The sequence below is a fragment of the Brevundimonas sp. genome, from assembly GCF_041911375.1.
GTDB lineage: Bacteria > Pseudomonadota > Alphaproteobacteria > Caulobacterales > Caulobacteraceae > Brevundimonas.
In genome coordinates this window covers 1-24,553 of the sequence record NZ_JAYRPA010000089.1, presented here as the reverse complement: position 1 = coordinate 24,553, position 24,553 = coordinate 1, and the positions used below count along the sequence as shown (strand labels likewise).

Sequence of the window (24,553 nt, the reverse complement as noted above, 5' to 3'; positions counted from 1 at the left end):
CCAACTCGCCCGAACAGGCGGTGATCGATCGGGTGGCCGAAATCGCCGATCTGGTCACGGTCGCCCTGGACGAACTGTTGCCCCGCGCCGACGGTCCGGAGGCGCGGCTGACCGAGGCGATGCGCTATGCGGCTCTGGGGCCGGGAAAGCGGTTGCGGCCCTTCTTCGCCCTGGAGGCGGCGCGCCTGTTCGACATCGATGAGCGGGCGGTGCTGCGCGCGGCCTGCGCGCTGGAATGCGTTCACGCCTACAGCCTCGTCCACGACGACCTGCCGTGCATGGACGACGACGACATGCGCCGGGGGCGGCCGACCGTTCACCGCGCCTATGACGAGGCGACGGCGGTTCTGGCCGGCGACGCCCTGCAGACGGCGGCTTTCGACATCCTGCTGCACGAGGACACCCACGACGATCCGGCGGTGCGCTGCGAACTGGCGGCGCGACTGTCGATGGCGTCGGGCGCGCGGGGCATGGCCGGGGGGCAGATGATCGACCTTCTGGGCGTCCGCGACGACCTGGGCGGGGTGGCGCGGATGCAAAGGCTGAAGACCGGCGCCCTGTTCGCCTACGCCTTCGAGATTCCGGTGATCATCGCCGACGCCGAGCCGGCGCATCGCCTGGCGCTGATGAACTTCTCGCATGACATCGGCCTGGCCTATCAGATCGTGGACGATCTGCTGGACGTCGAAGGGTCCCCCGAGGAGATGGGCAAGGCCGCCGGCGGCAAGGACGCCGCGTTGGGCAAGACCAATTTCGTCACCCTGCTGGGGCTGGCGGAGGCGCGGCACAGAGTCGCGCACCTGGCCGATCAGGCCCGCAGTCATCTGGACCTGTTCGGCGACGACGCCGAAATCCTCAGGGCCAGCGTGGACTTTGTGCTAAAGCGCCGGTCCTGATAGGCAACGTCGTTCGACCTCACGGGTTGATCGATCAAGACTTCCAAGGTTCCTGCGTCTGATGCCCGACACCCCCCTTCTCGACATCGTCCGGATTCCCGCCGACACGCGCGGTTTCGACGTGGATCAGCTGAAGCAGCTGGCGGACGAAGTGCGGGCCGAGACGATCGACGCCGTGTCGGTGACCGGCGGGCACCTGGGCGCCGGCCTGGGCGTGGTCGAGCTGACGGTCGCCCTGCACCATGTGTTCGAGACGCCCACGGACATCCTGATCTGGGACGTCGGGCACCAGTGCTATCCGCACAAGATCCTGACCGGGCGGCGCGACCGCATCCGCACCCTGCGCCAGGGCGGGGGCCTGTCGGGTTTCACCAAGCGCAGCGAGAGCGAGTACGACCCATTCGGCGCGGCTCACGCCTCGACGTCCATCTCGGCCGCGCTGGGCTTCGCCGCCGCGCGCGACCAGAAGGGCGGGACGAACAAGGTGGTGGCCGTCATCGGCGACGGCTCCATGTCGGCGGGCATGGCCTATGAGGCGATGAACAACGCCGCCGAGGCCACCAGCGGCCAGCTGATGGTCATTCTGAACGACAACGACATGTCGATCGCGCCTCCGGTCGGGGGCATGAGCGCCTATCTGGCCAAACAGGTCTCGGGCGGCGCCTATCGCAACATCCGCAAGGTCGGAAAGAAGTTCGTCGACCATATGCCGCGCCCGTTCCGCGACGCGGCGCGCAAGGCCGAGGAATATGCGCGCGGCATGATCGTGGGCGGCACCTTCTTCGAGGAGCTGGGCTTCTACTACGTCGGGCCGGTCGACGGCCACGACATGGAGAACCTGGTTCCCATCCTGAAGAATGCGGCGGCCATCACCGACCGGCCGGTTCTGGTCCATGTGGTGACGCAGAAGGGCAAGGGTTATGCGCCCGCCGAATCCAGCGCAGACAAGCTGCATGCGGTGGTCAAGTTCGACGTGGTCTCGGGCAAGCAGGCCAAGGCCATTTCCAACGCCCCCAGCTACACCAAGGTGTTCGGGACCGAGCTGATCAAGCGGGCCGAGCGCGATCCCGCCATTGTCGCCATCACCGCCGCCATGCCGTCGGGCACGGGGCTGGACCTGTTCGGTCAGGCGTTTCCGGACCGCACCTACGACGTCGGCATCGCCGAGCAGCACGCCGTGACCTTCGCCGCTGGCCTGGCCGCCGACGGGATGAAGCCGGTCTGCGCCATCTATTCGACCTTCCTCCAGCGCGGCTACGACCAGGTGGTGCACGACGTGGCGATCCAGTCGCTGCCGGTGCGCTTCGCCATGGACCGCGCGGGCCTGGTCGGGGCGGACGGCGCGACCCACGCGGGCAGCTTCGACGTCGGCTTCATGGGCGCGCTGCCCGGCATGGTGCTGATGGCGGCCTCCGACGAGGCGGAACTGGCCGCCATGATCGCCACCAGCCTGGAGATCGACGACCGGCCCAGCGCCTTCCGCTATCCGCGCGGCGACGGCGTGGGCGTGGAAATCCCCGAGCTGGCGGCGCCGCTGGAGATCGGCAAGGGCCGCATCGTGCGCGAGGGGACCTCGGTCGCCATCCTGTCGCTGGGCACGCGCCTGCAGGAATCGCTGAAGGCGGCGGATCTTCTGGCCGCGCGCGGCGTGTCCGCGACGGTCGCCGACGCCCGTTTCGCCAAGCCGCTGGACGCCGATCTGATCCTGCGCCTGGCCCGTGAGCACGAGGCCCTGATCACGGTCGAGGAGGGCGCCATGGGCGGCTTCGGCGCCTTCGTGCTGCAGCTGCTGGCGGAAAAGGGCGCGCTGGACGGCGGGCTGAAGGTGCGCACCCTGCACCTGCCCGACATCTTCCAGGACCAGGATTCTCCGGTCGCCATGTACGCCCAGGCTGGGCTGAACGCCGAACACATCGCCGGCGCCGCTTTCAGGGCGCTGGGGATCGAAGCAGTGCGCGCCGCCCGCGCCTGATCAAGCTTCCTGAAGCGGACCCAGGCCAGCGCCTTCGCGCGTGACGCGGTAGCGCTTCACGGTCGTGGTTTCGTACGGCTTGGCCATGATGGTCGAGACGGCGCGCAGTTCGGCCGTGGCGTCTTCGTGCGTCAACGTCAGCAGGACAAAGCCCTTCGACGACTGATCGCAGAACTTCACCTCCTGCGGATTGGCCGCCATCAGCGCCAGACCCAGCGGCAGGCCGCCGATGGAATCGGCCGGGGAGGGGCTGGAGATCGACGATGTCCCGAACTCCACCGCACGGCGCTCTCCCGCGTCGTCGTGCAGCTCATTGACCCAGAAGGCGTGGCTGTCGCCGGCCAGGACGATCGGTTGGACCCCGGCGGACTTGAAGGCGGCGTATAGGCGTTCACGCGCGACCGGGTACCCGTCCCAGCTGTCCAGGTTGAACGGCAGCCCCAGCTTGAACAGCTGGATCGAGGCCTCGACCTGCGCCCGGATGTCGGCGGGCAGGCCGGCCAGCAGGCCCGCGACCTGCGCGGGCGCCATCATCTGGTCGATCTGCGGACCCTTGACCCGTGCGGTCACCACCTGATTGCCCAGCACCTGCCATGCGCGGCCATGCGCCTTCGATTGCGCCAGGGTGTCGGTCAGCCAGCGCCGCTGGTCGTCGCCGAGAAGATCACGCGACGGTTCGTGTCGCCGGGCCTCGAAGGCGGCGACGTCCGGCTTCCCCTCGGCCGTCATCGTCAGGTCAGCGTAGGACAGCTGTTCCGCGCGGGCCAGCAGGCGCGTCTCGACCATCGCCAGAGTGGCCAGGTCGCCGAAATGGAAGGCGCGGTTGATCGCCTCCCGCATCGCGCCGGCCTTCGGCTCGCGGATCGGCATCCATTCGTAATAGGCGCGCAAGGCGGCGGCCTTGCGCATAGCGAAGTCGCCTTCGGTCGCCGGCTGATGGTTCTGCGCACCGGCGGCCCAGGCGTCGTTGGTCACCTCGTGGTCGTCCCAGACGCAGATGAAGGCCGCGCGGGCGTGGGCGGCCTGCAGGTCGGGATCGGACTTGTACTGGGCGTGTCGCGTCCGGTAGTCGGCCAGGCTGACGATTTCATGCGCGGGTTCCGGCACGCGGCCCAGCCGCTGGCCCGCAACCATGCCGTAGTCGTCGGCCTCGGCTCCGTACTCGTAGATGTAGTCGCCCAGGTGAACGACGGCGTCCAGCCGCTCCAGTCCCGCGATGGCGTCGTAGGCGTTGAACAGGCCGCCCGGATAGAGCTGGCACGAGACCACCGCCATGACGACGTCGGGCGTGGCGCCTTCGGGCAGGGTGCGGACCCGGCCGACGGGCGAGATCGCCTCGCCCGAGACGAAGCGGTAGAAGTACTCTTCGCCCGGCTCCAGCCCCTGGCCGTCGAGATCGTGCTTTACGGTGAAGTCTCGTTCGGCCCGGGCGCGCAGGCCGGTCGAGCGGCGCACGATGTCGCTGAAGTCGGCGTCGCGGGCCACCTCCAGAGTGACGGCCACGTCGCCCGCCGCCGGATCGGCCGGGGTGACGCGCGTCCAGAAGACCGCCGAACGGGTGTCAGGATCGCCGCTGGCCACACCATGCAGGAAGGCGACCGGTGCGGCCTGCGTTGCTGCGGGCGTGGTGGCGCAGGCGGTGGTGGCGCCCGCACCGAGCAAGCCCAGGAGGCTGCGGCGATCCAGTTTCATCGGTCGATCCTCAGAGCTTCAGCTTGAACACGACGCCGTACGCGGCGGGCCGTCCGGCGATGAAGGTGGGCATGCCCAGGGCGTCGCCGGTGTTGCCGGCGTCCTTGATGTACTCCTCGTCCAAGAGGTTCTCGCCGAACGCCTCGACGCCCCAGTTCCCCATGTCGGGCGCATAGCGGACACGCAGGTTCAGCAGGCCGTAGCTGTCCTGGAACTCGTCCACGATCAGGTCGGGGACGAAGTTGCCGGTCTGCAGTTCCGGACGGTCGTTGTCGTCGTCGAAGAAGACCTTGGACTGCCAAGTGTAGGTGGGCTGGATCTCCACCGCCCCGCCAGCCATGGGAAGACGCCAAAGGGCGCCGACCGAGGCCATGTGGTCGGGCGACAGGCGGAAGCGGTTGCCGTCGCGCGCGCCGCTCTCGAACCGCGAATGGTTGTAGCCGTAGGTGGCGAATAGGTCGAAGTCCGGGGTGATCCCGTAGAAGGCCTGACCTTCGAAGCCGTAGGCCTTGGCCTCGCCGGCGTTGACGGTGACGAAGGCCGTGCCGATCTGCTCCGTGGTCTGGAAGTTCTCGTAGGCGTAGTGGAACACCGCGCCGTCCAGCCGCAGGCGGCCGTCCAGCAGGGCCGCCTTGGCGCCGACCTCGTAGCTGTCGACCGTCTCGGCCTCGATGACCTCGAAGTTCGGGGCGCCCAGCGGGACCGAGGGAGCGCTGACGCTGAGCACATCCGGTCGACGGCCGCGCGCATAGTTGGCGTAGAGGCTGGCGTTTTCCGACAGGGCGTAGCGGGCGGTGACGCGCCAGGTCAGGCCGTCGTCCTCGTGGTCCTGATACACGAAGTCGCCGTTGTTCGCGGTCGGCTGGGCGGTCAGGCCGAACAGCGGAAGGCCGCTGGCGATCGGCAGGTTCGCCGCCCCCGGCGTGGCCAGGCCCACGAGAAGCTGGCTGATCTGAGCCTGGAGGGCGCCGGCGCCGGCCAGGTCGCCGACCTGGGCCAGGGCCTGGGCGCGCGCGGCCAGCGTCTGGATGGCGACCAGGCCGCCGACGATCGAACGGCCGTTCTGGACGCTGTTCGCCAGGCCCGTGGTCTTGTCGTCCTGCGTCCAGCGCAGGCCCGCCGACATCTCGAACCTGTCGGTGAAGCGGTAGGTCACGTCGCCGAACAGGTCGTAGGAAGTCAGGTCGCTGCTGTTGGTCGAGACCTCGACGTGATTGGTCTTGAGATTGTTCAGCAGGCGGGGGATCAGCGGCCCGGCCGATGCGGGCAGCAGGCCGGTCAGGACGCCGCCGACCACCGTCGGCAACGGCGCGACATAGGGAAGCTTCAGGCGCTGCGGCCCCAGCGGCGCGGCCAGTTGGATCAGTGCGTAGCGCTCGTCGAACTGGGTCGGCGCGCGCTGGCGGCCTTCCTCCTGGAACCAGCCGGCGCCGACGAAGGCGCTGAGACGGCCGCCGTCGTCGTAGTTCAGGCGGAACTCCTGGCTCCACTGTTCGCCGTGGGCGTCCTCGGCCGCCGTCAGGATCGGCAGGGAGACGCCGTCCGCGTCGAAGGTCTCGTAGGAGTCGAACTGGCGATAGGCGGTGGTCGAGTTCAGCGTCAGCGTCGGCGACAGCGCGATGCGGGCCAGGCCCGTCACGCCCCAGACCTCGCGATCCAGACCCAGGCTCTTGCCGCCGTCGAAGTCGGCGCCCGGCGTCAGGGCCGCGCCCTCCCAGGGAGCCGCGTCACCCAGGACCGCGCCGGTGGCGGGATCGAACGGCGCATAGGCGATCGACTTGAACGAGGTGCCCGAGGCCTCGTCGGTTTGATAGTTGGCGATCACATCGAAGCGCATGGCGTCCCAAGGCGTCCAGGCGCCCGACAGGCGGAAGGCCTGGGTTTCGATCGAGTTGTAGTCCTCGCCGCCCAGCAGGTTCTCGACGTAGCCGTCGCGGGTCTTCATCCGCGTGGCCAGGCGCAGGCCGGCGTCATCGCCGACCGGCAGGTTCAGCGCGCCTTCGACCATACGGTAGCCCTCGTCGCCGAATTCAGCCTGCGCGTAGGCGTCGGTCCGCCCCGGCCGGGCGCGGTTCTGCACCAGGTTGACCGCGCCGATCAGGGCGCCACGGCCGTAGAGCGTCGACTGCGGTCCCTTGGCCACCTCAATCCGTTCCATGTCGAACAGTTCGACGTAGGAGCCGCGCGACTTGGAGATGGAGACGCCGTCCTGGAAGACCGAGACGCGCGGTTCGGCGGTCGCGGCGCCCGAGTCGGAGGTGATGCCGCGCATCACGAAGCCGGGGTTGTTGGGGGACTGGTTCTGAACCAGGAAGCCCGGCACGAAGGCCGACAGCTGATCGAACTCCTGAACGCCCAGGTTCTCCAGGAATTCGCCGGAATAGGCGGTCAGCGCGAAGGGCACCTCGATCGGATCCTGTTCGCGCAGCTGGGCGGTGACGACGATCTCGCCCAACTCGGCCGGAGAGGCGTCCTGCGCCAGAGCGGCGTTCCCCGCGCCCATCGCGCCGGTCAGGGCCGCAGCGGCCAGGAGCCGCGTCTTCAGTCGGATCGCCATGTCTCATCCCCAAGCTAGGCAGAATGGCGGTGAGTAACCGGCGGCAATGTCGCGGCGGCGACGGTCCGACTTCGTCTGCGCGACGTTGCGCTGAAGGATCGGAGACAATCGCTCCGTGAGCGTCAGACCTTGTCGCGCGCGGCCCTGAGCCGGTCGCGCAGGCGATCGCGATCGGCCTTGTGACGCTTTTCGAGATCAGCCTGGCGGCGGGCCAAGGCCTTGGCCTCGTCTTCAAGCGCGGCGGTCTCTTCCGCCTGACGGCGGTCCAGTTCAGCCAGTTCGGTCTCCAGCGTCTCGACCTTGCGGCGGGCGGCGGCCGACGGGCGCTTTGGCCTGCGGGCGGGGGCCACGGCGCCGGGGTCGACGGACAGGCCGCGCTCGATCACCTGACCCGGCGACTTGAGCGCCGCGTCGTGGTCGGGGCCTTCGTCGATCTGACGGGCCAGGCCCGATTTGAACAGGTCCTGCCCCACGCCCCAGGCCGCCAGCGCCTTGGGCCGCGAGGATGCCGCCACGGTGAAGGCGTGGAAGCCGTCCGACCAGGTGAAGACTTTCAGACGCGCCGCCATTGGCGGTGAACAGCCGGGGCGCGGGATCGTTGCGCGACCCGCGTGCTTTCAGTCGGGCGCCTCAGGCGCGATCGCGGATGCGCATGGCCCCGCGTTCGCCAGTTTCGACCTCGAAGCGTCCCGTGGCGCGGATCAGGTCCGACAGCTTGGCGTAACCGTAGGTGCGTTGGTCGAAGTCGGGATAGGCGTTGCGCAGGCGATTGCCTATGCCGCTGACCGCGACCCAGCCGTCCGCGTCCTCGTCCATGTCGGCGATGATGGCGGCGATGAGCCGCGCCGCTTCCGAGGGTTTGCGTTTGGCGGCCGGGGCCGCGACGGCGGGCGACTTGGCGGCGCCGTTGTCGATCTCGGCCGGCGCGCTCAGGTTCTCGGTGTAGATGAAGCGGGTGCAGGCCTGGCGGAAGCTTTCCGGCGTCTTCTGCTCGCCGAAGCCGTAGACATCGACCCCTTCCTCGCGGATGCGGGCCGCGAGGCGCGTAAAGTCAGCGTCGGACGAAACCAGGCAAAAGCCGTCGAACCGGCCCGAGTGCAGCAGGTCCATGGCGTCGATGACCAGGGCGATGTCGCCCGAGTTCTTGCCCTTGGTGTTGGCGAAGTTCTGCTGGGGCTGGATGGCGAAGCGGGCCAGGACCTTGGTCCAGCCGGCAACCTGCGGACTGGCGAAATCGCCATAGATGCGTCGCGCCGAGGCCTCGCCCAGCGTGGCGATCTCGGAGAACAGGGCCTCGGCGATCCGGTGCGAGGCGTTCTCCGCATCGATCAGCACCGCGAGACGGGGCGCCTTTTCGTCGGCCATGGCGAATGTCTTTCCTGCGCCGTTCAGCGTGCGGCGGCCAGACCCTACAACTGCCCCATCGTGTTGTCGTGATCCACGGCCTGTTTCTTCAGCCAGGCGACGAAGGCCGTGGCGCTGGGCGAGGGCGGGCGGTCGCGGGGCTGGACGACGTAATAGGCGAAGCCGACCGCTTCCGAGCCGTCCGGGAATGGCGCGACCAGGCGGCCTGACGCGAGGTCGGCCTGGGCGAGGGTGCGTTTGGCCAAGGCGACGCCGCGGCCGGCCATGGCGGCCTCGATCAGCAGGCCCGACTGGTTGAAGCGCGAGCCCCGGCGCGGGTCGGGATGGCGTACGCCGCGCGCCTTCAGCCACATGGCCCAGTCGGGGCGGCTGGGGTCGCCGTCATTGGACATGTCGTGCAGCAGGGTATGGCGCACCAGGTCGGCGGGCGTGCGGATCGGATGCTCGCCGGCCATAAGTGCAGCCGAGCAGACAGGCAGCACCGTCTCGGTCATCAACCGGTCGACGGTCAGGCCGGGATAGTCGCCGGGCCCGTAGCGGACGGCCAGGTCCACCTTGCCCTCGGTCAGGTCGGCGGGCTCCATGTCGGCGGAGATCCACAGCTCGATCTCGGGATGCGACGCGTGGAAATCGTCCATGCGCGGCATCAGCCATTTGGACGCGAAGCCGGGGGCGACGCTGATCGACACCTGCTTGCGGCGCGGCGGTTCACGCAGCAGGGCCGAGGCGTCCATCAGCCGTTCGAACCCTTCGCGCAGCAGCGGGACGGAGGACCGGCCGAGGTCGGTCAGTTGCAGGCCGCGCGCCTCGCGCACGAACAAGGGGCCGCCGACGATGTCTTCCAAGAGGCGAATCTGCTGGCTGACGGCGCCCGGCGTTACGGCCAGTTCGTCGGCGGCGCGCGAGAAGTTCAGGTGACGCGCGGCGGCCTCGAAGGCGCGCAGGGCGTTGAGCGGAAGCAGGGATCGGGCCATCGCCGTTAGAAATCCTATCAGCGAGGCAAAGGCAATCTGGTTTGCGGGTCTGGACGCGGAAGCCGAAGGTTTGCGTCCTGCCGTCGTCCCTTCTTCCCCTCACGACGGCGCTGAAAGCAAGACGATGCGTGTATTTCTCGCCTCCATCCCGCTGGAGGCCGCCAAGATCGTGATCATCGGCGGCGGCGAACCGGCGCTGGCCAAGCTGCGACTGTTCCTAAACACGCCGTCGCAACTGCTGTGGTTCGCGCCGGACGGCGTGCCGCCGAAGATCGAGACGCCGTTGGCTGCGCCGGAGCCGCTGCTGCGCGCGCCCGAAGCCCGCGATCTGTCGGGCGCGCGGCTGGTGTTCATGGCGCTGGACGACGCCGATGAGCTGACGCGGCTGGGCGCCCTGGCGCGGGCGGCGGGGGCCCAGGTCAACGTCGTCGACAAGCCCCATCTGAGCGACTTCCAGACCCCGGCGCTGATCGACCGGGACGAGGTGGTGATCGCGGTCGCCACCGGCGGGTCGGCGCCCATCCTGGCCCGCGACGTGCGCTCGCGGATCGAAGGCGTGCTGCCGGCCGGCCTGGCCAATGTCGCCCGGCTGGCGCGCGAGCTTCGCGACACGGTCAAGGCCAGCGTGCCCGACTTCATGGCCCGCCGACGGTTCTGGGAAAAGGCGTTCCGGGGACCGGCGGCCGATCTGGCGGCGGCGGGCCGCACGGCCGAGGCGCGGCGCGAGATGCTGCGGCTGCTGAACGTGGCCGCGCCGGAGCAGGGCGTGGTCCATATCGTCGGGGCGGGGCCCGGCGACCCGGAACTGCTGACCCTGAAGGCGCTGCGGGTGTTGCAGGACGCCGATGTCATCATTCACGACCGGCTGGTGCCCGAAGCGGTGCTGGAGCGGGCGCGACGTGACGCCAAGCGGCTGTATGTCGGCAAGGCGCGCGGCGAACATTCCGTGCCTCAGGACCAGATCGAGGCCCTGATGATCGCGGAGGCCAAGGCCGGTCACCGGGTCGTGCGCCTGAAGGGCGGCGATCCCTTCGTCTTCGGGCGCGGCGGCGAGGAGCTGGAGGCCATGCGGGCGGCGGGCGTGCCGGTCTTTGTGGTGCCGGGCGTGACGGCGGCCCTGGCTTGCGCGGCCTCGGCCGGGATTCCGTTGACCCACCGTGAGCACGCCCAGGCGGTGACCTTCGTGACGGCCCAGGCCAAGCCGGGCGGCGTCGACGCTGACTGGACCAGGCTGGCCGCGCCGAACCATACGCTGGCCATCTATATGGGCGTGGACCGGGCCGAGGAGACGGCGGCCAGGCTGATCGCGGCGGGCCGGGCGGGCTCGACCCCCGTGGCCATCGTCGAGAACGGCAGCCGACCGGACGAGCGGGTGCTGACCGGCCGCCTGGACGGCCTGGGCGCCCTGGCGCGCGGCGGAAACCTGACGGGTCCGACCTTGCTGTTCGTCGGCGAGACGGCGGCCTTCTCGGCGGCCCAGCTGGACGTGCGGGCGGAGGCTGCGGCGTGAAGATCGTGACCGCAAACCGCCTGTCGGACGGCCGCGTCATCTATGCGGGCCTGGACAACCAGCCAGTCGAGGGCATCGATCAGGCCTCGGTCCTGGACGACGCGGCGGCCGAGATCGTGCTGGCCGAGGTCGCCGGCCGACCGGACATCTTCGTGAACCCCTATCTGGTCGAGGTGCAGGAGCGCACGCCTTCGGGCCGCGACCGGCTGAAGGAGCGGATACGCTCTGCCGGACCGACCGTCGGCCACAGCCTCGATCCCTCCATGTGGCGGGAGAACGCCTGATGTATCGCTATGACGAATTCGACCACGCCCTGGTGCGTGAGCGGGTGACGGAGTTTTCCGATCAGGTGGCGCGCCGCGCGTCCGGCGCCCTCACGGAGGACGAGTTCAAGCCGCTGCGGCTGATGAACGGCGTCTATCTGCAGCTCCACGCCTATATGCTGCGGGTCGCCATTCCCTATGGGACCTTCAGCAGCCGGCAGATGCGGCGACTGGCCCATATCGCCCGGACCTATGACAAGGGCTACGGCCATTTCACCACGCGCACGAACATCCAGTACAACTGGCCGGCCCTGACCGACCTGCCGGCGATCCTGAGCGATCTGGCCGAGGTCGAGATGCACGCCATCCAGACCAGCGGCAACTGCATCAGGAACGTCACCACCGACGTCTTCGCCGGCGCGGCGGAGGACGAGATCGAGGATCCGCGGCCCTGGTGCGAAATCATCCGCCAGTGGTCGACGATCCACCCGGAGTTCAGCTTCCTGCCGCGCAAGTTCAAGATCGCGGTGATCGGGGCCGAGAAGGATCGGGCGGCGATCCGCACCCACGACGTGGGACTGCAGATCGTGCGCGGGGCGGACGGCGAGACGGCCTTCCGCGTCTTCGTCGGCGGGGGGCAGGGGCGTCTGCCGCATATCGGTCAGGAGATCGCTTCGGCCGTGCCGGCGGCGGACCTGCTGGCCTATCTGACCGCCATCCTACGGGCGTGGAACCTCTTGGGACGGCGCGACAACATCCATAAGGCGCGGATCAAGATCCTGGTCGCGGCAGTCGGGCTGGAGGCTTTCCGCCAGGAGGTGGACAAGCATTACGCCACCCTGCGCCATGAAGACCTGCGGATCCCGGAGGACGAGGCCGAACGGATCAAGGCCTATTTCGCCCCGCCGCCGTTCGAGGACCTGCCCAGGACCAGCGCGCCGTTCGACCGCGCCCTGCTGGCCGATCCGGACTTCGCCCGCTTTGCGCGGAACAATGTGCGGCGTCACCGGCAGGCGGGCTACGCCTCGGTGGTGGTGTCGCTGAAGCCGGTCGGCGGGGTGCCGGGCGACATCACGGCGGACCAGATGGACGCGGTGGCGGACCTAGCCGAACGCTATTCCTTCGACGAACTGCGCGCCGCCTATGAGCAGAACCTGGTCCTGCCGCATGTGAAGCTGGACGATGTGCCGACGCTGTGGCGGGCGCTGCTTGAGGCGGGGCTGGCCACGGCCAACGCCGATCTGGCGACCGACGTCATCGCCTGCCCGGGTCTGGACTATTGCAGCCTGGCCAATGCCCGGTCGATACCGGTGGCCCAGGCCCTGTCGAAGCGGCTGGCCGACCTGGACTATCAGGAAAAGCTGGGGCCGGTCCGCATCAACATGAGCGGCTGCATCAACGCCTGCGGCCACCACCATGTCGGCCACATCGGCGTGCTGGGCGTCGACCGGAAGGGCGAGGAATACTACCAGATCACCGTCGGCGGTTCGCCGGACGAGCAGGCGGCGCTGGGCGACATCGTCGGCAAGAGCCTGCCCGCCGACGAGGTCGCGCCGGCCATTCAGCGGACGCTCGACCGGTATCTGCAAATCCGCGCCGAGGGCGAGCGGTTCATCGACACGGTGCGCCGCGTCGGACCCGACCCCTTCCGCGACGCCATCTATGAGACGCTCGATGCTGCAAACGCTTGAGGGAGTTCAGAACGGGCCGCGCCTGTCGGTGACGACGCCGCTGGAGGAGGTCGAGGCCGCCGCCGCCGGGACCGACGTCCTGGTGCTGGAGTTCGACGCCTTTCGCGACGGGCGCGGCTTCTCGCTGGCGGCGGTGCTGCGCGAGCGCGGCTACGCCGGACGTCTGATCGCGGCCGGCAAGGTCCTGCCGGACCAGGCGCGGCATCTGCGGCGCTCGGGATTCGACGCGGTCGAGCTGGCGCGGGGGGCCGACACGGCGGCCTGGGCGCGGATGGATCAGGCCTTCAGCGGGTCCTATCAGCCGGCCATCGATCCGGCCCCGACCATCTGGCAAAGGCGGCGGGCGGCGTCGAACGACCGCGATCTGCAAGGTCTGGCCGACCGGCTGAACCGCGAGACCGCGGGCAAGGACGCGTCGGAGATCCTGAAGGCGGCGCTGGACCCCGCCCTGGGGCTGCGCGTCGGCGCGATATCTTCGTTCGGGGCGGAATCGGCGGCCCTGCTGCACATCGTCGCCGAGACGGACCGGGACGTGCCGGTGGTCTTTCTGGAGACCGGTCAACATTTCCTCCAGACGCTGTCCTATCGCACCCAGCTGACGAAGGCCCTGGGTCTGACCGACGTACGGCTGGTCACGCCGGACGCGGACGAGAAGGCGACGCTGGACGCGCGAGACGACCTGTGGCGGACCGACGCCGACGCCTGCTGCGATCTGCGGAAGGTGCGGCCGCTGGCGCGGGCGACTGTGGGTTGCAACGCCGTGATCACCGGGCGTAAACGGTACCAGGCCGCGACCCGCGCGGAGCTGAAGGCCTTCGAGGTCCTGGACGGGGTGCTGCGGATCAATCCGCTGGCCGATTGGGACGCCGCGGACGTGGAAGCCTGGCTGGAGGCGCATGACCTGCCGCGTCATCCTCTGGTCGAGCAGGGCTATCGCTCCATCGGCTGCTGGCCCTGCACCCGGGCCGTCGAAAACGACGAAGACGCGCGTGCTGGACGATGGTCGGGCATGGACAAGGTGGAGTGCGGCATCCACTTAGGGCGACGCAGCGCCGCCGCCTGATCCCGATTTCCGCTCTCGCTCGAAAGCTTCCAGATTGTCCGTCACGCCTTCCGTCATCGACCTGATCGGCGACACGCCGCTGGTGCGCCTGAATCGCCTCTCTGACGAGACGGGGTGCGAAATTCTGGGCAAGGCCGAGTTCATGAACCCCGGCGGCTCGATCAAGGACCGCGCCGCCTCGTCGATCGTCCAGACCGCGCGAGCGTCGGGCGCGCTGAAGCCGGGCGGGACCATCGTCGAGGGCACGGCGGGGAACACCGGCATCGGCCTGGCCCTGGTCGGGGCGGCCTTGGGGCATCCGGTGGTCATCGTCATGCCTCGCACCCAGTCGGAGGAGAAGAAGTCGGCGATCCGCTCGCTGGGCGCGCGCCTGGTCGAGGTGGACGCCGCCCCCTTCTCCAGCCCCAATCACTTCGTCCATTATTCCGGCCGTCTGGCGACCGAGCTGAACGAGAGCGAGGCGGCCGGGGCGATCTGGGCCAACCAGTTCGACAACACCGCCAACCGTGACGCCCACTACACCACGACGGCGCCGGAGATCTGGGCGCAGACAGCCGGCAAGATCGACGCCTTCGTCTCGGCCGTTGGTTCGGGCGGCACCATCTCGGGCGTCGCCGCCTATCTGCGCGAGCGCAAGCCGGAGGTGAAAATCGCCTTGGCCGACCCGGCCGGCGCGGCCATGTTCAACTGGTTCACCAAGGGCGAGATGACGGGCGAGGGCTCGTCGATCACCGAGGGCATCGGGGTGGCCCGGATCACCGGCAACCTTGAAGGCTTCAAGCCGGATTACGCCTATCGGATCGAGGACGCCGAGTTCCTGCCGATCCTGTTCGACCTGGTGAAGCACGAGGGCCTGTCGCTGGGCGGATCGGCCGGGGTCAATATCGCCGGAAGCGTGCGGCTGGCGCGCGAGATCGGTCCGGGCAAGACCATCGTCACCTGCCTGTGCGACCCGGGCTCGCGCTATGCGTCCAAGCTGTTCAACCCGGCCTTCCTGACATCGAAGGGTCTGCCGGTTCCGGATTGGGCCTAGGCGGTCACTTCGCCTTCTGCTCCGTGATCCAGGCGTCCATGCGTTGGTCGAGCAGGGCCAGGGGCAGGGGGCCTTCCGTCAGCAAGGCGTCATGGAAGGTGCGGACGTTGAACTTCGGCCCCAGCTCACCTTCGGCCCGCGCACGGATTTCGCGCAGGCGGATTTCGCCGATCTTGTAGGCCGTGGCCTGGCCGGGCCAGCCGATATAGCGCTGAAGCTCGGTTTCGATGTTGTGCGGCGCAAGGGCGGAGTTGTCGCGGAAACAGGCGCGCGCCTGTTCCTCGCTCCAGCCCATCCAGTGAAGGCCGGTGTCGGCCACCAGGCGGCACGCGCGCCACATCTCATAGGACAGGCGGCCGAACCGTTCATATGGCGTCCGATAGAAGCCCATCTCCTCGCCCAGGAATTCGGCGTAAAGACCCCAGCCTTCGGTGAAGGCGCTGACATTGGCCTGGCGGCGGAAGTAGGCCTGGTCGGCGGCCTCCTGCTGCAAGGCGATCTGGATGTGGTGGCCGGGCACGGCCTCGTGCAGGGTCAGGGCCGGTAGTTCGTACAGCGGACGCTGATCCAGCTTGGACGTGTTGACGATGTAGTGGGCTGCTACGCCGTTCTGCATCGAGCCGCCGTTGTAGCGGCCCGTGGTGTAGTTCTGCTCGATCTGCGCCGGGACGGGCTGAACGTCGTAAGGCAGGCGGGGCAGGGTGGCGAAAAGGGCCGGAAGACCGCCGTCGGCGCGCTTGGCCATCTCCGACGCCTTCTCCAGCAGCTGTTCGCGGCTGGTCGCATAGAACTGGGGATCCGTGCGCAGGAAGGCGAGGAAGCCGGCGAAATCGCCCGTCCAGCCCGACGCCTTCATCTCCACATTCATGCGGGCGCGGATGCGCGCGACCTCGTCCAGGCCGATCTGGTGGATCTGGTCGGGCGTCAGGGCCGTGGTGGTGTGGCCACGCACCAGATAGGCGTACATCGCCTTGCCGCCGGGGCGGTTTCCAAGCCCAGGCTCGACCGGCGCCTTGGGCAGGTACTCGCGCTCCAAGAAGGTCAGCCAAGCGCGGCGGGCGGGCACGATGTGACGCGCGATCGCCTCGGCCGCGCGCGCCGTCAACCGGTCCTTCTCGGCCTGGGGGACGGTGGCGGGCAGGGTGGACAGCGGCTTGATCAGGGGATCGACGTTCGCAGCGATTTCGACCTCGTTCCGGGCCAGTTCGATGGCGCTCTGGGTGACCGAACGGGCCTGGACCAGACCGGTGTCGAGACCTCGCCGGGCGTTATCGGTGACTTGGGCGTAGATGGTCGCGAAGCCTTCGATCCGCTTCAGATAGGCCTCCGCCTCCGCAACGGAGTTCAGGCGGGTGCTGGAGCCCATGTAGATGGCCCAGGTTCCGGGTCCGCCCTCGCTGTCGAAGGCCAGGCGGCCGGTGTCGTAGTCCAGACCCTCGATCCCCCGCGCCAGGACATAAAGCAGGAAGGCGTGGTCGATCTGATTGGCGTGAGACAGGTCCATGGCGTCGATGGCCTGGAGACGGCGCACGAAGCCTTCCATCGGCGCCCGCTGGGCCAGTTCGAAGTCGCGCGAAACGTCGGGCACGCGGGCCATGGCTTCGACGTCGCCCTCGCCGCTGGCGGACATCGGGTCGATCGATTTCAGATAGGCTTCATAGTCGGCGACGATCTGGGCCAGGGCGGCGTCAGCGGGCGTCGGCGCGGCCGCAACGGCCGTGGGCGGGGTCTGGGCCAGACCGGCGACCGGAGCGGCCATGGCGAGAACGGCCGCGACGGCCAGATGCGAAACCTTCATGGAACCCCTCCGGAACAGGCCGCGCAGGCAAGCGGAGGGCGGCAGGCGCGTCAAGTCGGCGAAACGCTCACCTGTTCCTCATCCGCACCGGGCGAAGAAGTCGGCGACTCTCTTTTGGGACCCCGGGTGGGCGGCATAAACCTCCCGGCCGCCGCCGCGCCAGGCGGCGATCCACCCCAGCCGGCGGAAGCGCTGGAACACCGGCGCGTCCGCTGCGGCTTCGGCGATCAGCAGGTCGCCCTCGTGCAGACCGGACGGTTCGGCCACAGCCGCATAGCGTTCCGTGTCGCCGCCGGATTCCAGATGGATTTCGCGCTCGCCCTTCATAGCCGGCGCGATCAGATTGAGCCGGCTTGATCCCACGCCGCAGTCGAAGCGCAGCTTGACCTCGTCGCTCTGTGCGACGCCGTAGGCCAGCATCGCCTCGCCGCCCTCGACGTGCATGAACCAGTCGTATCCCTCCACCGGCGCGGGCGCCGCGGCGTCAGCCCTCGGCGACGGCGCCGTCGGCGTGGTGGCGCAGGCCGCGAGCGCGGCGAGGAGCGTCAGTGCCAAGAGGGGATGAAAACGCATCGAAACCCTCAGCCGGCGCACAGATCGGTGAAGCGGCGCAGCTTGGACAGATGCTGCGGTTGCACGATGACGCGGCTCTGGTCCTGGCCGGCGGCGACCGTCATGACGCCTGTCGCCGCGAAGGCGGCGAACACAGGATGATCAGCCCGCACCACAAAGCTCAACTGATGGCCACGACCGCGACGTGTTTCGGTGGCGGTCGAGGCGTCGCCAGCGCTGATGCGGGCGAAGCCGGGCCGGGCGTCCTGGCCATAGACGGAGACGGTGACGGCGCCGGCGCCGCGTTCGCATTGCAGGGTGGCGCGAAGATCGGGCGTGTCGGGCGTCTCATTGGCCAGCACCAGCGGCCCCTCGCCGTCGTAGAGCGTCCAGGTCCAAGCCGTAGGCGGAGCCTGGAGGGCGGCGGCCACAAGGACCGTAAGCAACAGGTTCATGGGTCAGCCCCGGCCGACGACGCGTGCTGTCGCGCCGGCGCTAAATGTCGTCAGGCGCGCGAAGAACCGCAATAGGCCAGCATGTCCGAGACCAGTCGGCGGTCGGCGCGATCGGCGGCGAGGACCACGGGTCCGGTGTCGCCGACCAGCCGCAGGGCGCCCTGAGAGGCTAGGGCGGTCAGGCTTGGGTCGTCCAGCGAAATGCGGGTTTCATAGGCCGCGCCGCCGGTCAGCGGATCGACCGCGACGGGGCCGGCGGAAGCCTGAAGCAGGCGTGGGCTGTCGGGGTGCGCCTCGCCATAGACGACGGCGTCGCCCTGGCCGGGCTCGCAGGTGATCATCACGGCCAGTTGGTCCGAGTTCGCGGCGCCGTAGGTCAGCTTGGCCATCGGGCCTTCGTACGCCAAACGCCAGGCCATGGCCGGCGCGGCGGACGCGGCGTCGGGCGTCTGGGTCCTGGCGCTGACGGCGACCAGGGCGACACAGGCGACGGCGGGAATCAGAATCTTGAACATCGTCGGACGTGAACCTCCGACGGTCTAACGCCGGTCGGCGTCCAGGGTTCACGGCTCCGCTTGTCCCGCCCGGCGCCTTTTGCCGGGCGGCGGCGACTAGAACGGGCTGAAGCGCTCGATCAGGCTTTGGGCGGCGGGGGTGGCCTGCACCCGACTGATGTCGCCGCGGCCGCCGTAGGAGATGCGCGCCTCGGCGATCTGACTGTGGTTGATCGAGTTGGCCGAGGAGATGTCCTCGGGCCGCACGATGCCGGCGACGGTCAGTTCGCGAACTTCGCGGTTGGTGCGGACCTCCTGCCGGCCTTGGATCACCAGATTGCCGTTGGCCAGCACTTCGGTGACGACGGCCGCGACGGTCAGCGACACGCGCTCCGAGCGATTGACCGAGCCGGAGCCGGACGCATTCAGTTCGCCCTCCAGCCCCACCAGGCGGGAGGGATCGAAGGCGTTGGGGAAGGCGCGGTTGGCGGCGCTTTCCAGACCGAACAGATTGTTCACCCCGGCCGAGGCGTCGTTGGAGCGCGAACGCTGGGTCGAATTCTGCGTCTGGGCGCGGTCGTCGATGTCGATCCGGACGGTCAGGATGTCGCCGATGTGGCGCGCGCGCTGGTCGCCGAAGAAGGAGCGGGCGCCGGTGCGCCACAGGCTGTTGGCGCTGGCGGGCTGGGCGTCCGCGCGCGGCGCGGGCAGGTAGGCCTGCTGCACCGGCACCAGCGCGGCCGGATAGCCGATCGGCGCCAGCTCGGGACCGCGCACCGCCTCGATCGCGGTCGAGCAGGCGCCGAGGCCGGAGGCGGCGAGGAGGGCGGCGGCGAGGACGGACTTACGCATGACGGACACTCTCTGCTCGAGGCTAGCGGGCGGCGAACTGTTGGACGGCGCTGGCGCGAATGGCGTCGCCGGCGGGACCCGCGACCGCCTGGCCGGGACCGGCGGCGACGGCGTCGATGACGCGGTTGGAGGTGGTGTTGCTGACCGCGACCGGTTCGCCGATGGCGGCGTCGCGCATGGCGCGCCCCATGACGGCCAGCTTCACGCCGCCGACCTCGTAGGTGACGCGGACCATGTCGTTGCGATTGATGACGGTCTCGCGCACCGCAGGCCGCCGCGCAGAGGCGCGCACCAGGGCAGGGGCCGGGGCGGGAGACGATGCGGAGGGCTGGACGGCCGGGGCGGCGGAGGCCTCCGCGGCGCCCTGGCGGACGGCCACGCGGCGCAGGCCGTTGGGATTGATCCAGTCCAGCCCAGCCTGGCGCGCCAGGGCCTGCAGCTGGCCGGCCTCGAAGACCACCGACGGGCCGACGCGGCGGGCGACCATGACGTCGGCGGCCGCGCCCGCGCCGTCGAAGATGTCGCCCAGGGTGACGCGGCCGTCCTGGTCGACGGGATTGACCTTGAGGGTCACGGGCGCGGCCAGCGCCGGACTCGCGGCGGCGGCGATGAGGGCGGCGAGGACGAGCGTGCGGTTCAGGAGGCGCATGATCTAGCCCTTCACCTGGGCGGTGACCGACAGCATCTCGTCGGCGGTGCTGATGACCTTGGAGTTCATTTCATAAGCGCGCTGGGCGATGATCAGGGCGCTGATCTCGGACACGGCGTCGACGTTGGACGCCTCGGTGTAGGCCTGCAGGATCTGGCCGAAGCCGACCTCGCCGGGCGCGCCAATGGTCGCGGCGCCGGAAGCCGCAGTTTCCAGCAGCAGGTTGTCGCCGATCGCTTCCAGGCCCGCTTCGTTGAAGAAGGTGGCCAGTTCGATCTGACCGACGGTGGTCGGCTCCGCCTGGCCGGCGGTGGTCACCTGCACCAGGCCCGACTTCGAGATGATGATGTCGACGGCGTCTTGCGGAATGGTGATGGCGGGCTCCAGAAGATAGCCGTCGTCGGTGACCATCTGGCCGTCCGGATTGACCTGGAGGTTGCCCGCGCGGCTGTAGGCGATCTCGCCCGACGGCAGGGTGATCTGGAAGAAGCCCTTGCCGTCGATGGCCATGTCATAGGGGTTGCCCGTGTGCTGGGGCGTGCCCTGTTCGGTGATGCGATAGACGGCCCCGGCCTTGACGCCCGCGCCGATCTGGATGCCGGTGGGCACCACATTGCCCTGGGCCGACGACTGCGCGCCCATGCGCTCGACGTTCTGATAGAGCAGGTCCTGGAACTCGGCGCGCTGCTTCTTGAAGCCCACCGTGTTCATGTTGGCGATGTTGTTGGAGATGACCTCCACGTTCAGCTGCTGGGCGGCCATGCCCGAGGCGGCGGTTCTCAGAGCGCGCATTTGGGAGCTCTCCTTAAGCGGCCTTGCCGAGGCGCTCGACGGCGCGACGGCTGAGGTCGGTGGTGTTCTCGATCATCCGCGTCACGCTCTCGTAGGCGCGGCTGATCTCGATGAGGCTGGTCATTTCCAGCAGCGGATTGACGTTGGAGCCTTCCAGCATCCCCTGACGGATCTGGACGTCGTTGGCTTGGATCGGCTGGACATTGGAGGCGTTGCGGAAGAGCCCGTCGCCGCCCTTTTCGAGCACGCCCAGGGCGCCGAAGCGCACGACCGACAACTGGCCCACGATCTCCCCGTCCTGGGTGATCGTGCCGTCGGGGCCGACGCTCGGCGGGCCCAGTTCCGGGTCGAGAACGATCTCCGCGCCGGCGCCCAGCACCGGCTGGCCCTGTTTGGTGGTCAGCCGCCCGGTGGGGTCGGTGGTGAAGCCGCCGTCGCGGGTATAGGCTTGGCCGCCGGCCCCGTCCTGGACCACGAAGAAGGCGCCTTCGCCCTCGAGCGCGAAGTCCAGGGTGCGTCCGGTCTGCCGCAGGCTTCCTTGACCGAAGTCGCGGCCGACGCCGTTGTCCAGAACGAAGCTGGCGCTGGGCCGGATGGCCTCGTTGCGGGCGCGCTGACCGATCTGCGCGCCCAGCATCAGCTGCTCGACCTTGAAGCCGGTGGTGTCCGCATTGGCGACGTTGTTGGCCACGATGTCGAGTTCGCGGCGCAGGGTCATCTGCCGGGACAGTCCGATGTAGGCGGCGTTTTCCACGAGGGGCGTGCTCCTTCGCCACCACCCTCGCAACGGCCGTGCCAACAGGGTTAATTCAGGCGCGCCGGGGCTTTCGGGGCGATCGGGCCTGTGGGCGCCCGGCAAATCCTGCCGATTGTAAACGCCGTGTTAACCAAGTCCGACCGATCTTCCCCTGGGATCATCCGGGGCGAGTCGACCGCATGTTGAAGCTGGGCAAGAAGAAGGGCGACGCGAATGCGGACGCCGGCCTGCCCGCCGTCGCGGAAGGCGAGGCCGCCGAAGGCGACGCCGCGCCGAAGAAAAAGAAGCTGCCGCTGCTGTTCATCATCGCGCCCGTCGCCCTTCTGGTGCTGGGCGGCGGCGGCGCGGCGGCCTTCTTCATGATGAAGCCGAAATCCGCCGAGGCGCACGGGGCAGAGGCCGAGGGCCACGGCGAGGAGAAGGCCGCAAAGGGCGGTCATGGCGAAGAGAAGAAGGAAGGCGGCGGCCACGGCGGCGGGGACGCCGAGGCGGACCCTGCGCTGGGCAAGATCGCGGAGGGTCCTGACGGCGTCACCTTCTTCACGCTGCCCGACATGGTGATGAACATCCAGTCGGCGGACGGTCGCCCGACCTTCCTGAAACTGAAGCTGACGCTCGAGACGCACGACGCCGCGGTGGCGACGCATCTGCAGGAAGAGATGCCGCGCCTGCAGGATATGTTCACCGGCTTCGTGCGGGAACTGCGCCCCGAGGACCTCAGTGGTTCGGCCGGCACCTATCAGCTGCGCGCCGAGATCCTGCGCCGGGTCAATCTGATCGCCGCGCCGGGCAAGGTCGACGCCGTGCTGATCGAAGAAATGCTGGTTCAGTAGGGATGAGCGACACCGCCGAACTCGATCCCCTGGGCGGCGCCGGCTTCGAGCCGCTGGGCGACATGGGCGACCCCTTGTCCGAACGCGTCCTGAACCAGGACGAGATCGACAGCCTGCTGGGCTTCGACCTGGGCGGGGACGACGCCTCTGAACGGTCCGGCATCCGCTCGATCATCAACTCGGCCCTGGTCAGCTATGAGCGGCTGCCGATGCTGGAGATCGTCTTCGACCGCCTGGTGCGGCTGATGACGACCAGCCTGCGCAACTTCACCTCCGACAACGTCGAGGTGTCGCTGGACAACATCTCCTCGATCCGGTTCGGCGACTATCTGAACTCCATCCCGCTGCCCGCCATCCTCGCGGTCTTCCGGGCCGAGGAGCTGGACAACTACGGCCTGCTGACGGTCGATTCCAACCTGATCTATTCGATCGTCGACGTGCTGCTGGGCGGACGTCGCGGCACGGCGGCGCTGCGAATCGAGGGCCGGCCCTACACCACCATCGAGCGGGTGCTGGTGCAGCGGATGATCGAGGTGGTGCTGAACGACGCCCGCCAGGCGTTCGAGCCGCTGACGCCGGTGCATTTCAACCTGGACCGGCTGGAGACCAATCCGCGCTTCGCCGCCATCGCGCGGCCCGCCAACGCGGCCATCCTGATCAAGCTGCGCATCGACATGGAAGATCGCGGCGGCCGCATCGAGCTGCTGCTGCCCTATGCGACGCTGGAGCCGATCCGCAAGATGCTGCTGCAGCAGTTCATGGGCGAGAAGTTCGGTCGCGACAACATCTGGGAAAGCCACCTGGCGACGGAACTCTGGACCACCGAAACCGAGGTGCGGGTGGTGCTGGACGAACAGCAGGCGCCGCTGTCCAGCGTTCTGAACCTGAAGGTCGGCGACACCCTGATGCTGAACGCCGGACCGGAGTCCGAAGTCTCCATCCGCGCGGGTTCGGTCCCGCTGACGACCGGTCGGATCGGCCGCAAGGGCCAGCACGTCGCCGTACGCGTCGAGGGCCCGATCACAACCGACGCGGCGACGCGTCTGACCCGGAGGAGCGCGTGATGGCCGGCATGATCATGGATGCGGTGTTGATGCTGCTGCTGGTTGCGGCGGTCGGCTACGGCGTGAAGCTGGAACGCAAGCTGACGGCCCTGCGCGCGGGCCAGCTGGCCTTCGCCCAGGCGGTGACGGACCTCAACGCGGCGGCAGGGCGGGCCGAGACGGCGCTGGCCACCCTGCGCGCCTCGGGTCAGGAGACGGATCTGCTGCACGACCGGATCATCAAGGCCCGCGAGATCAAGCATCAGCTAGAAGGCCTGATCGCGCGCGCGCCCACACCTGCGGCCAGGCCGGTCGAGGAGCTGCAGGCGATGCAGGCGCCGGCTCAGCCGGTCGCGAGCGAGGATGAGGCGCGCACCATGCGCATGGCCGCGCTGGCCAAGCGGATCCAGGGTCTGGCGGGGCCGTCGGCCGCGCGACGCGCGCCTGCGCCGGGGCGCGACAACGTCGCCTCGATCGTCCAGGCCCTGACCGCCGGGCGGAACGCTAACCAAACCGCCAAACAAAGCCTAAACGCCGCGCGTCGTAATCTGGACGACGACCTGTTCGCCGCCTGAGACCGAAAGACCGCCCCATGGCCCGCATTCCCCGTCTTCTGCCTCTGATCGCCGTCGCCATTGGCGGCGTGGTCGCCGTGCGCGCCGTCGGCGTTGCGCCGGGCCTGTTCGAGGGGGCCAAGGCCTGGGCCGAGGAAGCCGCGCCGTCCGCCGCCGCCGCGCCCGCCAAGCCGGCGGCCGCCGCCTGCGCCCTGACGCCGGAGCAACTGGCCCAGCAAGCGGGCATCTCGCCGGCCGAGCTTCGCATCATCCAGTCGTTGTCGCAGCGCCGCTCCCAGCTGGATGCGCGCGATCAGGACTTCGCCACCATGTTGCCCCTGATGACGGCGGCGGAGCAGAAGCTGGACGCCAAGGTTCAGGCGCTTGAGGCGCTGAAGGCCGAGATGAAGCAGATGCTGGGCCAGGTCGACGAGCGCGAAAAGGCCGAGATCGATCGCCTGGTCCAGGTCTATTCCGCCATGCGGCCCAAGGAGGCCGCACCGGTGATGGCGTCGCTGGAGGATCGGGTGCGTCTTCCCGTCGCCGCCGCCATGCGGCCGCGCACCCTGGCCGCCATCATGGCCCAGATGACGCCGGCGCAGGCCAAGGAACTGACCGAAAAGCTGGCCGCGCGTTTCCAAGCCCAGCAGATGGCCGCCCGCGCCATGGCGGCGGAGAACGCCGCGCCGCCCGCTGAGGCGCCCAAGCCCGAGGCGGCGCCGACGACACCGGCGGCCCAGCCCGCCGCCCAGCCTGCG

General features: G+C 69.1%; 24 protein-coding genes. 11 read left to right on the top strand and 13 right to left on the bottom strand.

Annotated features, from left to right (window positions below; all coding sequences use genetic code 11):
• Positions 1–20: 20 nt before the first annotated feature.
• A complete protein-coding gene (locus ACE3PU_RS15030; protein ID WP_374391042.1) occupies positions 21–896 on the top strand; it encodes a polyprenyl synthetase family protein in 876 nt (291 codons plus the stop codon).
• A 58-nt stretch (positions 897–954) separates the two neighbouring features.
• On the top strand, positions 955–2,868 hold the full coding sequence (gene dxs / locus ACE3PU_RS15025) for a 1-deoxy-D-xylulose-5-phosphate synthase (protein WP_374391040.1): 1,914 nt from the start codon (positions 955–957) through the stop codon (positions 2,866–2,868).
• Here the strand turns inward: dxs and ACE3PU_RS15020 are convergent, their stop codons facing one another.
• The 5 genes from ACE3PU_RS15020 to gcvA form a co-directional block, all read right to left on the bottom strand.
• Entirely contained in the window at positions 2,869–4,560 is a 1,692-nt protein-coding gene (locus ACE3PU_RS15020; RefSeq protein ID WP_374390984.1) for an alkaline phosphatase, read from the bottom strand.
• 10 nt (positions 4,561–4,570) lie between these two features.
• Entirely contained in the window at positions 4,571–7,117 is a 2,547-nt protein-coding gene (locus ACE3PU_RS15015) for a TonB-dependent receptor (RefSeq protein ID WP_374390982.1), read from the bottom strand.
• Between the two features lie 122 nt (positions 7,118–7,239).
• On the bottom strand, positions 7,240–7,686 hold the full coding sequence (locus tag ACE3PU_RS15010; RefSeq protein ID WP_374390980.1) for a hypothetical protein: 447 nt from the start codon (positions 7,684–7,686) through the stop codon (positions 7,240–7,242).
• Positions 7,687–7,747: 61 nt separating this feature from the next.
• Positions 7,748–8,482: an NYN domain-containing protein gene (locus ACE3PU_RS15005; protein WP_374390978.1), complete on the bottom strand. Its 735-nt coding sequence runs from the start codon at positions 8,480–8,482 to the stop codon at positions 7,748–7,750.
• A gap of 44 nt (positions 8,483–8,526) precedes the next feature.
• Positions 8,527–9,456 carry a transcriptional regulator GcvA gene (gene gcvA / locus ACE3PU_RS15000; RefSeq protein WP_374390976.1) on the bottom strand — a complete coding sequence of 310 codons (930 nt, stop codon included), beginning with the start codon at positions 9,454–9,456 and terminating at the stop codon, positions 8,527–8,529.
• A 124-nt stretch (positions 9,457–9,580) separates the two neighbouring features.
• Here gcvA and cysG point away from each other — a divergent pair, with 124 nt between their 5' ends.
• From cysG to ACE3PU_RS14975, 5 genes are read left to right on the top strand one after another with little or no spacing between them, the layout of a single operon-like run.
• On the top strand, positions 9,581–10,966 hold the full coding sequence (gene cysG / locus ACE3PU_RS14995) for a siroheme synthase CysG (protein WP_374390974.1): 1,386 nt from the start codon (positions 9,581–9,583) through the stop codon (positions 10,964–10,966).
• Complete coding sequence (locus ACE3PU_RS14990; protein WP_374390972.1) at positions 10,963–11,250, top strand: DUF2849 domain-containing protein; 288 nt, start codon at positions 10,963–10,965, stop codon at positions 11,248–11,250. The genes cysG and ACE3PU_RS14990 overlap by 4 nt, the downstream gene beginning before the upstream one ends.
• Positions 11,250–12,920 (top strand): nitrite/sulfite reductase, encoded by a 1,671-nt coding sequence (locus tag ACE3PU_RS14985; RefSeq protein ID WP_374390970.1) that lies wholly within the window; start codon positions 11,250–11,252, stop codon positions 12,918–12,920. The genes ACE3PU_RS14990 and ACE3PU_RS14985 overlap by 1 nt, the downstream gene beginning before the upstream one ends.
• Positions 12,904–13,983, top strand: a complete 1,080-nt coding sequence (locus ACE3PU_RS14980) for a phosphoadenylyl-sulfate reductase (protein WP_374390968.1) — start codon at positions 12,904–12,906, stop codon at positions 13,981–13,983. The genes ACE3PU_RS14985 and ACE3PU_RS14980 overlap by 17 nt, the downstream gene beginning before the upstream one ends.
• Before the next feature lie 34 nt (positions 13,984–14,017).
• Positions 14,018–15,016 (top strand): cysteine synthase A, encoded by a 999-nt coding sequence (locus tag ACE3PU_RS14975; RefSeq protein ID WP_374390966.1) that lies wholly within the window; start codon positions 14,018–14,020, stop codon positions 15,014–15,016.
• A gap of 4 nt (positions 15,017–15,020) precedes the next feature.
• On the opposite strand, the gene ACE3PU_RS14970 is transcribed toward ACE3PU_RS14975, so the two are convergent.
• The 8 genes from ACE3PU_RS14970 to flgF form a co-directional block, all read right to left on the bottom strand.
• Positions 15,021–16,814 carry a DUF885 family protein gene (locus tag ACE3PU_RS14970; protein ID WP_374390964.1) on the bottom strand — a complete coding sequence of 598 codons (1,794 nt, stop codon included), beginning with the start codon at positions 16,812–16,814 and terminating at the stop codon, positions 15,021–15,023.
• Positions 16,815–16,892: 78 nt separating this feature from the next.
• Positions 16,893–17,387, bottom strand: a complete 495-nt coding sequence (locus ACE3PU_RS14965) for a hypothetical protein (RefSeq protein WP_374390962.1) — start codon at positions 17,385–17,387, stop codon at positions 16,893–16,895.
• Between the two features lie 8 nt (positions 17,388–17,395).
• A complete protein-coding gene (locus ACE3PU_RS14960; protein WP_374390960.1) occupies positions 17,396–17,821 on the bottom strand; it encodes a hypothetical protein in 426 nt (141 codons plus the stop codon).
• 50 nt (positions 17,822–17,871) lie between these two features.
• Positions 17,872–18,336, bottom strand: a complete 465-nt coding sequence (locus tag ACE3PU_RS14955) for a hypothetical protein (protein WP_374390958.1) — start codon at positions 18,334–18,336, stop codon at positions 17,872–17,874.
• 96 nt (positions 18,337–18,432) lie between these two features.
• Positions 18,433–19,167, bottom strand: coding sequence for a flagellar basal body L-ring protein FlgH (gene flgH / locus ACE3PU_RS14950; protein WP_374390956.1), 735 nt, complete (start codon positions 19,165–19,167; stop codon positions 18,433–18,435).
• A gap of 22 nt (positions 19,168–19,189) precedes the next feature.
• On the bottom strand, positions 19,190–19,816 hold the full coding sequence (locus tag ACE3PU_RS14945) for a flagella basal body P-ring formation protein FlgA (protein WP_374390954.1): 627 nt from the start codon (positions 19,814–19,816) through the stop codon (positions 19,190–19,192).
• Between the two features lie 3 nt (positions 19,817–19,819).
• Positions 19,820–20,608, bottom strand: a complete 789-nt coding sequence (flgG, locus tag ACE3PU_RS14940) for a flagellar basal-body rod protein FlgG (protein ID WP_374390952.1) — start codon at positions 20,606–20,608, stop codon at positions 19,820–19,822.
• 13 nt (positions 20,609–20,621) lie between these two features.
• A complete protein-coding gene (gene flgF, locus ACE3PU_RS14935) occupies positions 20,622–21,362 on the bottom strand; it encodes a flagellar basal-body rod protein FlgF (protein ID WP_374390950.1) in 741 nt (246 codons plus the stop codon).
• 182 nt (positions 21,363–21,544) lie between these two features.
• On the opposite strand from flgF, the gene ACE3PU_RS14930 reads away from it, so the two are divergent.
• The 4 genes from ACE3PU_RS14930 to ACE3PU_RS14915 form a co-directional block, all read left to right on the top strand.
• On the top strand, positions 21,545–22,198 hold the full coding sequence (locus tag ACE3PU_RS14930) for a flagellar basal body-associated FliL family protein (protein WP_374390948.1): 654 nt from the start codon (positions 21,545–21,547) through the stop codon (positions 22,196–22,198).
• A gap of 2 nt (positions 22,199–22,200) precedes the next feature.
• Positions 22,201–23,262, top strand: a complete 1,062-nt coding sequence (gene fliM, locus ACE3PU_RS14925; RefSeq protein ID WP_374390946.1) for a flagellar motor switch protein FliM — start codon at positions 22,201–22,203, stop codon at positions 23,260–23,262.
• Positions 23,262–23,816: a DUF6468 domain-containing protein gene (locus ACE3PU_RS14920; RefSeq protein ID WP_374390944.1), complete on the top strand. Its 555-nt coding sequence runs from the start codon at positions 23,262–23,264 to the stop codon at positions 23,814–23,816. The genes fliM and ACE3PU_RS14920 overlap by 1 nt, the downstream gene beginning before the upstream one ends.
• Positions 23,817–23,833: 17 nt before the next feature.
• A partial coding sequence (locus tag ACE3PU_RS14915; protein WP_374390942.1) for a MotE family protein occupies positions 23,834–24,553 on the top strand: 720 nt, incomplete at its 3' end.